Annotated in this window: 18 protein-coding genes; 12 read left to right on the forward strand and 6 right to left on the reverse strand. The window is 40.9% G+C overall.

From position 1 onward, the window contains the following. Positions 1–3 precede the first annotated feature (3 nt). The gene (locus JMN32_RS15800; protein ID WP_202857321.1) at positions 4–537 is read right to left on the reverse strand and encodes a DUF4136 domain-containing protein; all 534 of its coding nucleotides are present in this window, start codon (positions 535–537) and stop codon (positions 4–6) included. Positions 538–692: 155 nt separating this feature from the next. Between JMN32_RS15800 and JMN32_RS15805 the strand changes: the two genes are divergently transcribed. The 7 genes from JMN32_RS15805 (at position 693) to JMN32_RS15835 (ending at position 5190) form a co-directional block, all read left to right on the forward strand. Further along, complete coding sequence (locus JMN32_RS15805) at positions 693–1400, forward strand: hypothetical protein (protein ID WP_202857322.1); 708 nt, start codon at positions 693–695, stop codon at positions 1398–1400. Between the two features lie 66 nt (positions 1401–1466). After that, positions 1467–1976 carry an RNA polymerase sigma factor gene (locus tag JMN32_RS15810; RefSeq protein WP_202857323.1) on the forward strand — a complete coding sequence of 170 codons (510 nt, stop codon included), beginning with the start codon at positions 1467–1469 and terminating at the stop codon, positions 1974–1976. Further along, positions 1957–2538: a hypothetical protein gene (locus JMN32_RS15815; protein WP_202857324.1), complete on the forward strand. Its 582-nt coding sequence runs from the start codon at positions 1957–1959 to the stop codon at positions 2536–2538. Before JMN32_RS15810 ends, JMN32_RS15815 begins: the two co-directional genes overlap by 20 nt. Positions 2539–2661: 123 nt before the next feature. Next, the gene (locus tag JMN32_RS15820) at positions 2662–2991 is read left to right on the forward strand and encodes a hypothetical protein (RefSeq protein ID WP_202857325.1); all 330 of its coding nucleotides are present in this window, start codon (positions 2662–2664) and stop codon (positions 2989–2991) included. A gap of 203 nt (positions 2992–3194) precedes the next feature. Then, positions 3195–3389, forward strand: coding sequence for a hypothetical protein (locus tag JMN32_RS15825; protein ID WP_202857326.1), 195 nt, complete (start codon positions 3195–3197; stop codon positions 3387–3389). 176 nt (positions 3390–3565) lie between these two features. Then, the gene (locus JMN32_RS15830) at positions 3566–4123 is read left to right on the forward strand and encodes a carboxymuconolactone decarboxylase family protein (RefSeq protein WP_202857327.1); all 558 of its coding nucleotides are present in this window, start codon (positions 3566–3568) and stop codon (positions 4121–4123) included. Between the two features lie 182 nt (positions 4124–4305). Further along, positions 4306–5190, forward strand: coding sequence for a helix-turn-helix domain-containing protein (locus JMN32_RS15835; protein ID WP_202857328.1), 885 nt, complete (start codon positions 4306–4308; stop codon positions 5188–5190). Positions 5191–5216: 26 nt separating this feature from the next. Here the strand turns inward: JMN32_RS15835 and floA are convergent, their stop codons facing one another. From floA to JMN32_RS15850, 3 genes are all read right to left on the reverse strand, one after another. Next, positions 5217–6116, reverse strand: a complete 900-nt coding sequence (gene floA / locus JMN32_RS15840; RefSeq protein WP_202857329.1) for a flotillin-like protein FloA — start codon at positions 6114–6116, stop codon at positions 5217–5219. A gap of 165 nt (positions 6117–6281) precedes the next feature. Beyond that, complete coding sequence (locus JMN32_RS15845) at positions 6282–7406, reverse strand: SMP-30/gluconolactonase/LRE family protein (RefSeq protein ID WP_202857330.1); 1125 nt, start codon at positions 7404–7406, stop codon at positions 6282–6284. 100 nt (positions 7407–7506) lie between these two features. Next, on the reverse strand, positions 7507–8100 hold the full coding sequence (locus JMN32_RS15850; RefSeq protein WP_202857331.1) for a Crp/Fnr family transcriptional regulator: 594 nt from the start codon (positions 8098–8100) through the stop codon (positions 7507–7509). A gap of 604 nt (positions 8101–8704) precedes the next feature. Here JMN32_RS15850 and JMN32_RS15855 point away from each other — a divergent pair. Further along, positions 8705–9682: an AAA family ATPase gene (locus tag JMN32_RS15855; RefSeq protein WP_202857332.1), complete on the forward strand. Its 978-nt coding sequence runs from the start codon at positions 8705–8707 to the stop codon at positions 9680–9682. Continuing rightward, positions 9682–12225 (forward strand): S8 family peptidase, encoded by a 2544-nt coding sequence (locus JMN32_RS15860; RefSeq protein WP_202857333.1) that lies wholly within the window; start codon positions 9682–9684, stop codon positions 12223–12225. The genes JMN32_RS15855 and JMN32_RS15860 overlap by 1 nt, the downstream gene beginning before the upstream one ends. 148 nt (positions 12226–12373) lie before the next feature. On the opposite strand, the gene JMN32_RS15865 is transcribed toward JMN32_RS15860, so the two are convergent. Next, the gene (locus JMN32_RS15865) at positions 12374–12637 is read right to left on the reverse strand and encodes a hypothetical protein (RefSeq protein WP_202857334.1); all 264 of its coding nucleotides are present in this window, start codon (positions 12635–12637) and stop codon (positions 12374–12376) included. 156 nt (positions 12638–12793) lie between these two features. On the opposite strand from JMN32_RS15865, the gene JMN32_RS15870 reads away from it, so the two are divergent. After that, positions 12794–12988 (forward strand): hypothetical protein, encoded by a 195-nt coding sequence (locus JMN32_RS15870; RefSeq protein WP_202857335.1) that lies wholly within the window; start codon positions 12794–12796, stop codon positions 12986–12988. Positions 12989–13178: 190 nt separating this feature from the next. On the opposite strand, the gene JMN32_RS15875 is transcribed toward JMN32_RS15870, so the two are convergent. Further along, positions 13179–13445, reverse strand: coding sequence for a hypothetical protein (locus JMN32_RS15875; RefSeq protein WP_202857336.1), 267 nt, complete (start codon positions 13443–13445; stop codon positions 13179–13181). A 559-nt stretch (positions 13446–14004) separates the two neighbouring features. On the opposite strand from JMN32_RS15875, the gene JMN32_RS15880 reads away from it, so the two are divergent. Together JMN32_RS15880 and JMN32_RS15885 are read left to right on the forward strand one after the other, a co-directional pair. After that, positions 14005–14238, forward strand: coding sequence for a hypothetical protein (locus JMN32_RS15880; protein WP_202857337.1), 234 nt, complete (start codon positions 14005–14007; stop codon positions 14236–14238). Next, the gene (locus JMN32_RS15885; RefSeq protein WP_202857338.1) at positions 14223–14516 is read left to right on the forward strand and encodes a type II toxin-antitoxin system RelE/ParE family toxin; all 294 of its coding nucleotides are present in this window, start codon (positions 14223–14225) and stop codon (positions 14514–14516) included. The genes JMN32_RS15880 and JMN32_RS15885 overlap by 16 nt, the downstream gene beginning before the upstream one ends. The last annotated feature ends 55 nt before the right edge of the window (positions 14517–14571 follow it).

The raw sequence follows: 14571 nt of genomic DNA on the forward strand, positions 1-14571 counted from the left end.
TTTTTATTTATCCTCCGTTTTGGGAGGGAATTTTTTTAACGCTTTTTTTATACCCGATCTTATTTCTGCCTGGCTAAGGTCAGGGGTTAGAGCCATCAGGCGCTCCGCATTGGATCTCCATATCATCCGGCCTTTACTTCTGTCAGCAATATCAATAATGAGCGATCCGCGCAAAAAGTAATAATAATTCTCGCCCTCATTGTAAGGGTCCCAAAAGGGAAGGTCTTCCTCATGCACCCAGGCAGCCATCGACGAGTCTTCTTTTAAGATAATATGAAAATCGAGCATTAAATCAGGCCTGTCATCCACCTGCTTAAACCCTTTGTTGGCCATTTCTATGGCTATGGTATTGGCTATGGTTTCTATAGCGGCACTATCAAATAAAAAGTGGGGCCCATCGTACGATGGGCTACAGTCGTTGAGCCAACACCAGGTTTTGTACTGTTCAAAGTCAACCCGGTGGTCATAGCTTGTATGGACTTTTACCTCGGCGCAGGCCAGCATTAACAGGCAGAGGGAAGCAGTTAAGAAGCGCATTTTTATTTTAAAGTTAGGACTTTCTTCTAATACCAGTGTATGATGGTATTTAATTTAGTTTGTGACGATTGTCTGCATTCAGGTCATATCATGGCACCATCAATATATTCGTGTATTTTTAGATATGATTTATTTGACTTAATCCCATAGAATTTATGAAAACTGTATTTCTTTTCATGGCCCTCGTATTTTATTCTCACATATCTGAAGCTCAGCAGCTTCTGGGGCTTTGGGAGATAACCCAAGTAGAAGTGGCCGATAAGGTAATGACGCCTGTTGCCAAATGGACTAACATTAAAGAGGATGGTACATATGAGTCTGGCAACGGATGGCTGCGAAATTCTGAAGGTACATGGTCATACGATGAAAAATCAGCACAGTTGTCGAACACAGAAAATATTGGAGTCCGGGAAAGGTACGATCCGTTTGTGGTGAGTTTTGAGGGAGAAGTAATGGTTTGGAAGCGTAAAGAAGATGGAATGGAGGTAGTGGTAAAACTCAGAAGAATCAGTGAGCTACCCATGTCTACAGCAGATAAGTTGCATGGTTTGTGGGACCTTCAGGAGGCAACTCAGGGAGATGAGGTCATCACCTCAACACTTGATAAGGATAATAAATATTACTTTTTCTTTAGGTGGGACAGGATTTTTGAGCAAAGAACCGAAGAGGGAAACGTGTTGACTGGTTATTGGCATATTAACGGACATAGACCTGAGATAACCTTGCTCAGTCACCAGCCTGACATACAACCAGAAAGCTGGAAGGTAGAGTTTGATCAGGGGCAGATGAAGTTGTCGGGGTTGTCTGAAAGCAATCAGGGGTTGGTTTTGGCATTTAAGAGGCTTCATGAGTTTCCTGATTGACGGGTGATTTAAAAAAAGTTGAGTTGCTTGTAATATAATCGTCAGGGCATGGTACTAACGGGGTAAATGACACAACAACAGCAAAATAATATTTTTGAAGATTGGTTAGCCCGCTACAAAGGGATGTTCTTCAAAGTAGTTCGTGTGTATGCTTTTACACCTGCGGATCAAGATGATCTTTTTCAGGAAATTGCCGTGCAAATTTGGCGATCAGTTCCCAGCTTCAGGGAAGAGTCCAGTGCCGGTACGTGGATCTATCGCATAGCGCTTAACACAGCAATGAAATGGATAAGGAAAGAGCAGAAGCACAGAGAGGGACAGCCATATGAGCACCTGGAGCACCTTTTGACTACTAATGAAAGTCTCGTTGACGATAGACTGGAGTGGTTATATGAGGAGATTGCCCATATGAATGAAGCTGACCGGGCCATAACACTGCTGTTGCTGGATGGGTTCAGCTATAAGGAAATGTCCGATATCCTGGGTATTTCGGAAAACCATATAGGTGTTAAGATCCATCGGATTAAAAAACATCTTATTACTAAATCAAAAAATTATGATCATCATGGAGTTTGAAGAAATGAAACGTATATGGGATACTCAAAATAATGAGCATGTTTATGCTATCAATGAAACTGCACTGCACAAAAAGATTATTGGCAGAAAGAAATACACCAGTGTCTCTGCAGGGCGAGCAGAATTGATCGTTATCTTTTCAAATATTCTGGCCATCGGAATAATGACCGTATCTGGTATTATGAAAGGGGAGGTCAGTGTGTTCACCTACGCATTGGGTGCGGTACTGCTGTTCATAGCTATCTTTATGACTATGAGTAGAATACGCAGAATGAGGTCGCAAGACAAGTTTGAAGCATCTATGCTGGGAGACCTCGAGCATGCCATAGCCAATGCCCGGTATCAGGTGTGGTTTTCACGAATAGCCCGGTTAGGTCTGCTCCCTATCGCTGTTATTACTTTAGTGGCTGTTTGGGATGGGGATACTTCCTGGTGGAAATGGCTTCTCATATTGGCTTTCTTTGCGGTTATGTATTTCTTATCCGGAAAAGAACGTAATTGTACCGTTCGGCAAATGAAGAAACTGGAAGCCCTTAGAGATAATCTGCAAAAGGAGAACTGATTGTAGTCTTGAAAACCTCCGTTAATTAACCTTCGGGGGTTTTTTATTATCTTTGATATATTTATGGTGCAATTACACACTTACATACTGTCAAAAGTAAACTGGTTGCTGTCATTAACCTTGATGGTTACTGCGCTCACCGGAGTTGTGAGTCTTACGGAGCGTTATGATGCACCACAACCTAAAGCCACCTCAGGCTGGGTGGCTGCCAATCATGACCAGTACAGTGCGGGTGTTTCCATATTTAAAGCCAGTCAGCTTTACACTACTGTTTGCTCTGCACCTGTTTTAATAAGCTGTTTTAAAAGCTTCCTGGCTACATACAACCGGGAAATTCTTACAAAAAAGCACTTATATAGTATACCCCCAGCCTTCTTAAAGTTGGCGTATATATTGCCTTTTAAAGCTATTCCTCAAAGCTCCGACGAGGAAGCCCCTTCACTTCGCGGATAATATCCGCCCATTCTCCTTTTTAAAATTTACTTTATACGCGAACGGATGCTGCTGGAAATTTCCACTTCCCAGCTGAGCCTTTCGCAGAGGACTCTGTGTTGTACAAGGCACCCGGTTCATAGCTGTATAGAGTAAGCCCTTTTAAAACGGAGACTACAATTCCTTTTTACGAATTGCCGTTACTGCGGCTTAATTATCATATCATGAAAAAGATCAAGCGAACTTTGAGGCTTATAGCCTTTATACTCTTTGTATTGCTGGCTGCTTTTGGTGCTGGCATAGGCGGTGCCATATTTCCCACTTACCAAAGAAGGGAAGAGCAGCCTGACATCAACATAGAAATGGTTGATAAAAAGAAAAATGAAAATGCTGAGGAGGATTCATTGTACAAGCTTTAGCCAGGCTTACTTTCTCGCAGAGGACTCGGCGTTATGAATAGTAGGTACCTATGGCGCTTAGTGAGAGGTGTAAGTAAAATCGTCCATCTGATAGCCAAAATAATCCATGTTACAGGGGTGGAGATAGCTGCACATTTGCATAGTAAATTTTTAATAACAACTAAAAGAATAAAACAATGCAAAGAATTCCAGCACTTAACCCGGAAACAACAACAGGAAAAACAAAAGAATTATTTAATGCAGTACAAGGTAAGTTGGGAGCAGTCCCCAACCTGATGCGTACTCTAGGCAACTCGGCCGCTGTACTCAATGGCTACCTGTCATTCAGTGGGGCTTTGGGAGAAAGCTCGATTGGAGCTAAACTTGGCGAGCAGATAGCCCTTACCGTTGCCAATGCCAATGGATGTGAGTATTGTAATGCTGCACACAGCTACATTGGAGAGAAGCTTGTAAAGCTTGATGCAGAGACCATAGCTGCTGCTCGTGAAGGAAGGGCCACAGATGCAAAGTCTGAAGCAGCCCTGACATTTGCCCGTACTATTTTGGAGAAGAAAGGCAATGTAAGCGATGAGGATATAGATGAGCTTAAAGATGCAGGTTATAACGATGCTGCAATAGCAGAAATCATTGCACACACGGCATTGAACATCTTCACCAACTATTTCAATAACGCAACCAAAGTAGTGGTAGACTTCCCTGAAGCTGAATTGGTTGAAACTGCCGCAGTGGTTTAAATCTCTTGTCGCAGGTTGAGCATGAGAAAACATCTCCGGAGATCATACTGCTGGTCTTCGGGGTGTTTTTATGTTCCTCCGAAAGATGTCGGTAAAATGACTTTTTAGTAAAAACAGTTTATCATTGAAGACCATTACGGCCGGAAGTACCGTATAATAGCCTATTGATTTAAATACATTTTATGGCTGCAAAATCTGCCTATACCTTAGTTAACCCGCAAAACGGAGACCTGGCATTCAAGATATTTACTTTTGAAGATGCCAGCCACTTTGACCACGTTCAAAGACTGAATTATCTGTCCATGCTATTGATCACTGAAGGCGAAGCCACCTTGAAAGCTGATTTCACCGATTATCGCGTGGAGAAAGATAACCTGCTTTGCTTCTCACCTTATCAGCCATTTATGCTGACTGAAGCCGAAGGGGTCAAGGGAGTTGCCATCAATTTTCACCCTGATTTCTTTTGTATCCATAAACACCATAAAGAAATATCGTGTAGTGGTGTCCTTTTTGGTAATATCTATGAGCCGCCGTATGTGAGCCTGCAATCTGGTGAGCGACAAAGCTTGCTTAGCCTGGTGGACCAGATGAAGGTAGAAATGAAGAATCCTGAGCTGGCTCAATATGACTTGCTGATCTCTTACCTGAAGATATTCCTGATCAATGCCTCTCGTATTAAAGTGGCCCAGCAACCCGAGGAAAAGCGCAGCCTCGAAGAAGGTACTGCACCATACATTATTCAAAGCCTTAAAGATGCTATTGAGGAGCATTTCAGAACCAGACACTCTGCCGGCGACTATGCCGAGTTGCTCAATATCTCAGGTAACGCCCTCGCAAAAGTGGTTAAATCGTACTTCAACAAAACACTCACCGGCCTGATAGCCGAAAGGATTATTATTGAAGCTAAAAGGGAGCTTTACCTCACCTCAAAGGCCATCAAGCAAATAGCCTATGAGCTGGGTTTTAATGATGAGTATTACTTCAGCCGCTTCTTTAAAAATAACGCCAACGTCTCTCCCCAGATATATCGTGATACCGTAGGCTTTGCCAAGGAAGAAGAATACTAACAGGAGTGAATGGGCAATGCCGGGTTTTATTTACGTACACCGAAAAGCGTCCCTTTTCTAAATGAATCAGACAAGGCCGCAGGGATTTCCGCTTCAGCCTGTATTACCTTGGCCTTGGCTTCCTGCACCCGGGCTGTCATTTCCTGCTCCTGAGCCACGGCCATAGCACGCTTTTCTTCAGCTTTGGCTTTAGCAATATTGAGGTCAGCCGCAGCCCTGTCAATTTGCAGCGCAGCACCAATATTCTCACCGATGTCAATATCGGCAATATCTATAGAAAGGATCTCAAAAGCAGTACCACTGTCCAGGCCATTGGCCAATACAGATTTAGAAATGCTTTCCGGGTTTTCCAGTACTTCCAGGTAGTTTTTTGCAGTACCAATGCATGAAATTATACCCTGACCTACCCGGGCTTTAATAGTTTCTTCACCGGCACCACCTACCAGTCGTTGCAGGTTGGTGCGTACCGTAACCCTGGCAATGGCAATCATCTGAATACCATCAATAGAAACACCCGTGATGGCGGGTACTATCACTACATAAGGTGTAACCGATACCTGAACAGCGTGTAATACATCGCGTCCGGCGAGGTCAATGGCAGTAGCCTGTTTAAAAGTGAGGTTTAAGTTTGCCTTGTCAGCTACAATTAGAGCCTTTATAACCGAAGGTAAATTGCCATGAGCCAAATAATGTGTTTCCAGTTGACTGGTAGTGATATTTTGTAAGCCTGCCTTGTTGGCAATAATCATTGAATTAACAATAAGCTTAGGCGGAACCTTCCTGAACCGCATAAAAACGAGATCAACCAGATTGATCCGAACTCCTGAGAAAAGGGCCGTGATCCATAAGTTGATTGGGAAAATGAAAAAGAAGAGCCACAGGCCAAATACAATGGCGGCGACTAAGAGAATGGTGGAAACTGCCATTGCGAAATCTTTGATTTAGAATATCTACGAATGTAAAGGAAGTTTTCCGGCTTTTTTAAAGTTTTGTGGTTTATTATATACCCATGACGGACTCTCTTATGCTGGCAAAATACAGTAGAGGATCAGGCCTGCCAATGCTTTTGTTCATCAGCAGGTCCGCCCTGTTTAATGCCATCCGCTGATGTCCAGTACATTGATGTGGTCAAGAAAATCTCCGCCCAGGTATAAGCTATCACCCCGTTCGTAGACTGATGAAATTTCCCCAATTACTTCCCCGAAAGGATCATGGTGGCTTTTGAGGATGGTTCCGTTTTCATCTACCTGGAGTAAAAGACCAAAAGGCAGCGGTTGCGGCTTTAAAGCCTCGGGTAAGCCCAATACAATCTTTTTAATAAAAGGGTGGGGATGGATGTTGTCCACATCATCGATCCTGCTTGAAGAAAAGGCTAACCAGAAAGTACCATTCTCCCTACGCACAATGTTATTGGCAAACCCGGGAAGGTTACTGGCAATAATCTCCCGTTTCCCTTTCTTACTTCCCTTCAGCCATACTTTGGTCAGGCGGTAAGCGCCCATCTCTACGGCAATAATTGCGCTTTCATCCTGGGTAAGCGAAATGCCATTGATGCCGAGAAAGCCTTTGGATATAGTTTCAACCGTCTTTGTTTCAGGGTCATAACAATAAATGCCACCAACCGGGCGTGCTTCAGCCATAATTTTGACCATAGCCGGTATGGAGAAAGTGTATTCGTGAGAGGTTACGGAAAAGTAGATCTTGCCGTTTTTACTGATGTCAATATCATTAGGAATTTTGAAAGGATTATTTTCTACATCATGAGAGGCAAGCAACGCTGTATTTCCCAAAGAGTCTACCGACATGATGCCTTTGCCTATAGCCGCAACGATGAGCTGGCCATCGGGTGCGAAGTGAATGGCCCCGACCCATGCAGGTAGCTTGGCAAACAGCTCCACCTGCCCGGTTTTTACATTGGTTTTTAAGATGGCTCCATCCTTATGAAATTCGCCCTTGCCAGATCGTGCACCACTGTATAAATACCCTGCTTTCCAGGCAAAGTCTTCAGGGCCGAAATATCCGCCAAGCGGAATGGTGGAGGCCGCCATTAAACTGGAATCCCTCATTAGCTTACCTGTAAATGTCGGTTTGGGAGGAGGGTTAAATGACAACGGAGCCGAGTGGCTGTTAAACAACGCACTGGCTATCAAAATAGCTAATACACCCGTTATTATAGCTGTTATTTTTAGTGTGATGATCAAATACTTGTTTCTCATTGCAGTCTGCTCGTTTATTGAAAAATGATTCAGCCACAAATGTGAGGAACACGTATAGGGTAAAAATTACCAAATGATAGGAAAACAAAAGATGTTTTGTCTATGCTTCCGCAGCCAGCTCCCTTCTTATCCGGCTGAGTGACTCCGGGGTTATCCCAAGAAAAGAGGCAATATGCTGAATGGGCGTGCGCTGTACAATACGGGCAGGGTTTGTACTTATAAACTTCAGGTACTTATCCCGGGCTTTGACATTGTGCTGTTTGAGGAACCTCTCCGAAAGACAAAGCAGGTTTTGCTCCATAAACTGTCTGGTTACTGCATTCCACACGGGTATCTGTTCGTACAACTCCTGCATTTTGTCATAACTGACAGAAGCCACAACAGTATCTTCCAGACACTGGATGTAATCGTCTGATCTCACCTGCCTGATAAAACTTACCGGAGAAGTGACAAAGCAGTTGTTTGTAGCCAAAAACGTAGTTACCTCCTTGTCATCCTGCAAATAATACACCCTGACCAGACCATCGATAATAAAGTAAAAACGCTTACTGATTTGCCCGCCTGTAAGCAAATGACCATGCTTAGCGATCTCCTGAAATTTAAATTGCTCCACTATGGTATCCAGTTCCTCTTTTTTTAAAGGGAGCATGGAAGAGATACCTTGCTTTAATGCGTTTTTGTACTGCGTTATCATGACTATTGCTTTAGGGCGGTTCAAATTTAAGGGAAGAGGCCGGGATTAAAAGCAGTACGTTTTTTTGTGCCAGCAAGTCTGTACAGTATGGTTCCCCAGATCGAGGGGATTCCTGATATTTTCAATGAATTCAGCAATAAGATGTCTTTTGGTAAAGAAAATTCAGGAATGACGAGGTTGGGTCAGGTCGGATGGCGCTGTTTTAGAAACTACTTACCTGAGAATAACCCACGTCATTCCAAAATTTTCGCAGAGCAGCGGAGAAAATATTTGGAATCCCCAACTGAAGGGCACCTCCTGAGCTTACCATGATTTACCTCAAAATTTCATGACTTTTTACTGAAAAATACCCAAGGTTGGGTATTGACTCGAATGTGGGGGTAAGCTAGATTTGGAAGGTTACAGATGTTGGGAATTAGCTTGAAAGTATTATTAATTGCGTGCATTCAAAGTAGTATTAGAAGGTATAAAAGAAATGATAATGATACTGTTGTGATAACTTTATCCAAAATAATTGAGATCGTCAAAAATATTAATTCAAATGGATTTGGAAATTCATAGTCGTATATTTGGAAATCACTAAAGAGCAATAAATTTCTTAATAATGGCTGCGGCAGATCAAATAAAAAGTTTAATTAAATCATTTGGAGATGGTGATGAAGACCGCTTTTTTGCTTCTGCTATGCAAATTGCTGCTTCTGAAGCACGAAAAGGTCATACAACATTTGCTCAGGAATTGAAGTCACTGATTGAAAAGGCGCGAAAAAATCGTTCTCTTTCTTTTCTTGATCGAAGCAAGACAATTCCAATCAATCAATCAAAACGAGATCTTCATGAATTGATTGAAATCTTTCAGCCGAAAATCAAGCTAAAGGATATGGTTCTTGCTTCATCAGTAAAAGAAGCTTTGTTGAAATTGGTTAATGAGCAGCAGAAATTGGAGATACTTCGGCAACATAATCTTATGCCAAGAAGGAAACTTTTACTGCAAGGTCCTCCTGGGTGTGGAAAAACAATGACTGCACAAGCAATTGCAGGAGAATTGGGGATTCCTGTTTTTATTGTTCGGTTGGATGGTTTAATTTCCAAATTTATGGGTGAATCAATTGCGAAGTTACGATTGATATTTGATGCAATGCCTGATCATAGAGGTGTATATTTGTTTGATGAATTTGATTCAATTGGTTCGCATAGAAACCAGGGACAAGATGTTGGCGAAATTAAACGTGTCTTAAATAGCTTCTTGATTAACATTGAAAAAGATCAAAGTAATAGCATCATTATTGCTGCCACAAATATGGTGGAGGCTTTGGATCAGGCTTTATTCAGAAGATTTGATGATATCATTAACTATCCCTTACCAAGCAAAAGTGAAATCATTGACACCATAAAGAAGAATCTTTTCGGATTCAAATTTGATGAGCGAATTAATTACCAAGTGCTAGCTAAAGAAGCGGAGGGTCTGAATTATTCTGATATTGTTAGAGCCTGTGAGGAAACTATTAAGGAGATGATTCTTCAAGGAGATAATAAGCTTAAAAAATCAGAATTAGTTTATGCCATTAAAAAACGTAATTCATAATGGCAGATAATTTCGATAAGCCTCACATAGGGAGAATCGAAGAATATGCTTCCGGTCAACAATATAAGTATCCTACTAAAATACAAGTAGATTTCCCGATTAGTCAGCGTAATCGTGCAGAACATGGGAATAGAATACTAAGAAGGCTTCAAGCGGTGCGTCGGCGTTTACAATTAGTCAAGCATACCGAACTTCCGGGAAATATTATTCGAGATGATGCGATTTATGTGACTTTTATCTCAGAATGGGGTTATCCATTGAAATTTGACCAGCTACATCAAAATACAGATCGACCGTCTTATCAAATAATTAATATTAAACAGGAAGAACATCCTGATCAGGAGAATCAATATCGCTATAGTGTTGCTCTAATGTTAACAAAGGGGGGTGTCAGTCATTTTATCAAGAAAGCTGAACAGTACTTGACTGAAAACACTAAAGACCGTGAGGGGAATATAACCGACACTCCAAAATCTAATCCTCTTATTGCAAACATTGCAAATATCAAATTAGCAACACTTGAAGCTTTTTGGTCTGATGATCCTGAGATCCCTTTTCCTAATGAAAGTGAAATAGTCTGGTGGGAAGTTTGGTTTAGGAAGACTAATAATGACAATGAAAGAATTACTAAAGTTGTAAACAATCTCGAGCAGCTAGATGCACTGATTGGTCGGTCGCAATTAGATTTTCCTGAACATTTTGTGCGATTGGTAAAGGCTTCTGCTAGTCAGCTTTCAGAATCTTTGATGCTGCTTGATAACCTTGCCGAGTTACGACATCCTCAGGAATTATCTGATTTTATTACTCAAGATGGTGTTTTAATTTTGGATAAAGAACAATGGTTAAGAGATCTTTCAGGAAGAACGGAAAATCGTTTCAATGAAAACTCTGTTCTTGTTTGTTTACTGGATAGTGGGGTAACTAACCAACATACTCTGATTAACCCATCATTACCTGATGAAAGGTTATATACATGGATAGAAGATTGGGGGAAGTATGATAGTGAACGGGGTGGTGGACATGGTACTGGAATGGCTGGTCTGGCACTATATGGAGATTTAACTCAGGTTTTCGCGAATAGTGACATTATTCAACTATACCATGGGCTTGAATCTTTTAAGATTTATAATCCGCAATCTCCTAATGACCCAGAAATATATGGTGCAATCTATGAATATGCCTGTGTTACTCCAATAGTAGACAGACCAAACCACTCCAGAGTTTTTTGCTTGTCAGTAACTAATAAGGATTTCGGATTCAAAGGTAGGCCTTCATCAAGTTCTGCTTCTATTGATAAGATTGCATTTGGGAATATTCTTAACCCCAAAGAGCCACAGTTAATCTTAGTAAGTGGGGGTAACGTGAAAATTGAAAACTCAGAAGAATTTCCAAATAAGAACTTTTATGAGTCTGTGCAGGATCCGGCGCAAGCATACAACGCTCTAACTGTTGGAAGTTATACACGTAAAGACCGAATTGATACCCAAAAATGGCCCGGATGGAACCCTTTGGCAGTTAATGGTGAAATGGCGCCTTCCAATTCAACTTCTGGAACTTGGGAGACACAGTGGCCAAATAAGCCAGACATTGTGATGGAGGGAGGGAATTTGGCATATAAGGAAAATGAAGTTGATTATAACGATACACTTCAATTATTAACTACACATAAGGATCACCGAATAAATATCTTTCAAACATTTGGAGATACAAGTGCATCAGTTGCCCTAGCATCAAAAATGGCTGCCGAATTAAAAACCGAATATCCTGATTATTGGCCGGAAACAATTAGAGGATTAATGGTTCATTCTGCAACGTGGACAGATGCTATGTTACAAAATTATAATTTGAATCTGGAAACAGATAGAAGAGCTCTTTTGAGGTCTGTGGGTTATGGTGTTCCTATATTGGAACGTGCTAAGAATAGTGCAAATAACTCGCTTACTCTTGTCTCACAGCGTTCCATTCAACCTTATAGGTTAGAAAAATCCCAGCCACGATACAATGAATATCATTTGTATGAACTCCCTTGGCCAGTAGATGTTCTGAGAGACGAAATTGGAGATAGTGATGTGACAATAAAAGTCACTTTATCTTACTATATAGAACCTAATCCAGGTAATCGTCAATATGCTTCTAATTTCCGGTATCATTCTCATGAACTGGACTTTAGACTTATTAAACCTTTAGAGTCACTTAATGAATTTAAAAGGAGAATATCGGCTGCATCTTCTGGGACAGATGAAAATGATGATGATACAGTTGATACATCTTCAGAATTATGGACTTTGAGGGAGCGTATAAGGAGTAAAGGGTCAATAAAAAAGGACTTCATAACAACTTCCGGAGTGGAATTGTCAAGAAGAAACATTTTGGCAGTTTATCCTAAAAATGGCTGGTATAGGACAAGGAAACAACTAGGAAGAGTAGCCTCGATAGTTCGGTATAGTCTTATTATCACAATAGAAACCTCCGAACTGGAAGTTGACCTCTATTCACCGGTATTTAATATGGTTCAAGCAGTTGTGCCAATTGGTTCAGTGTGATAATAATTGCTGTATATTTATATAATTTGTGATCCTTAGTTTTCGATTTGAGCAGATTCCAGTTGGTGCGACGGTTTCTCCAGTTAGATAGTTATTATACTCATCAAAATTGTCAGGAGCTGCCAAATCCGACAGCTCCAAACTAAACTTAATTCTTTACCAACCCCTCAAGCCCTTCCCATAAAATCTTAAGATTGAAAAGAGCCAATTTTTCAGTGGTATCAAGGGGCAAGTCTGTATGATACAAGGCAAAGTCATGCACCATTTTTAGAGAATCGATTAGTTCCTCTATTCCCATGAATTTGATGTTAGCCATGAATTCAACTTCTGATGAATTCAGAGGCTTGAAATCTACTGGATGATTGGCAGGATTTTCATTAAAATAAACTGATTGACCATTTGAGTGTAGCATAATAAAATGGGTTAATAAATTGAACAAAAAGAGGGCAGGTCACTGCTACACTCATCAAAGCGGTGCTTCGATAGGTCTCGGGACTTCCACCCGCATGCCTGCCCAGGATCTTTGGTTTAAACCGAATTTGTGGTATTTGCACCATGTTATAATTTGATGAATGTAGCACTACAAATATACGGAAGTGAATTAAAAGCTGTATGCTTTTTTATGCTTGCGAGTCTTTGCGGTATGGTTCCCTGGATCGAGGGGATTCCTGATATTTTCAATCAAAGCAGTAATAAGGTGTTCTTTAGTTTAAGAAAATTCAGGAATGACGAGGTTGGGGCAGGCCGGATGGTGATGTTTTAGAAACTACTCACCGGAGAACACCCGACGTCATTCCAAAATTTTCGCAGAGCGGCGGAGAAAATATTTGGAATCCCCAATTTAGGAGAGCTGGCTATAGCATGACTGGTGCGGAGGCTTCTCCAGTTACATGGGCATAATGCTCATCAAAATTGTCAGGAGTTGCCAATCCCGACAGCTCCATCCCAAAATTTTAATCCTTCACCAATCCCTCAAGCCCTTCCCATAAAATCTTAAGGTTAAAAAGAGCCAATTTTTCAGTGGTATCAAGGGGTAAGTCTGTATGATACAGAGCAAAGTCATGAACCATTTTTAAAGAATCGATTAATTCTTCTATTCCCATGAATTTGATGTTAGCCATGAATTCAACTTCTGATGAATTCAGAGGCTTGAAGTCTACCGGATGATTGCTTGAGTTTTCGCCTCTAAAATAGGCTGTCGGACCATTTGAAGTTCGCATAATATAATGGTTTGAGTGAATAAAAAGAGGAGAGGTCACTGCGAACTTCATCAAAGCGGTGCTTTGAATAGGTCTCGGGACTTCCACCCGTATGCCTCTCCAGGATTTTTGGTTTAAACCGAATTTGTGGGGTTAGCACCATGTTATAATTTGATAAAGTTCGCGCTGTAAATATACGGAAATGAATTAAAAGCTGTATGCTTTTTATGCTTGCGAGTCTTTGCGGTATGGTGCCCCGGATCGAGGAGATTCCTGATATTTTCAATCAATGTGGTAATGAAATCACTTTTGGCAAAGAAAATTCAGGAATGACGAGGTTGGGTCAGGTCTGAGGTGCTGTTTTAGAAAACTGCTTACCAGAGAATAACCCACGTCATTCCAAAATTTTCGCAGAGTAGCGGAGAAAATATTTGGAATCCCCTGCTTAAGAGCACCTAATAGAGCTGGTTCCCCTTGTCCACGTATTTGGTACATCGATAACAGGAAGTTTCTTTCTTCAAAATTGCGTGGCATTAAGACATTTTCGAACTAATTTCTAAAATAATCAGTATCTTAGAATATGGTGACAGATAAACATAGGGATAAATTAATTGAGAAGATCAAGTCAATTGATGACAGAAATATAATTGACGAAATTTATAGACTTCTTAAGGTTGATTTTGATGATACCATTTACGAAACCAATAATGAACAAAAGGCTCGAATAGCTAAAGGTGTTCAGCAAATTGAAAATGGAGAAAGCGTTAGATCAGAAGACGTTTTCAAAAAAATGCGTAAATGGCAAAACAAGTAATCTGGTCATCTCAAGCCGAACAAGAATTTGCTAATATTTTAGAGTACTGGACTAACAAGAATAGATCAACAACATTTAGTAATAAGTTAATTGATTTATTTGAGGAGGCCACTGAGTTAATTTCCATTTATCCAGAAATTGGACAATTGACAGATATAGAGAATGTGCGACATAAACTAGTACGTGATTATTTAATATTTTATCGTATTGACAGTGACGCTATCAATATATTGACAGTTTGGAACCCGAGACAAAACCCAAATAAATTAAAGCTTTAGTGGGGATGCCCGTTCATTAATCTGGTAATTGCTGGTAAAGCGCCCCGGATCAAGA

Origin of the sequence: Fulvivirga marina (assembly GCF_016775155.1) — a bacterium.
Classification (GTDB): domain Bacteria; phylum Bacteroidota; class Bacteroidia; order Cytophagales; family Cyclobacteriaceae; genus Fulvivirga; species Fulvivirga marina.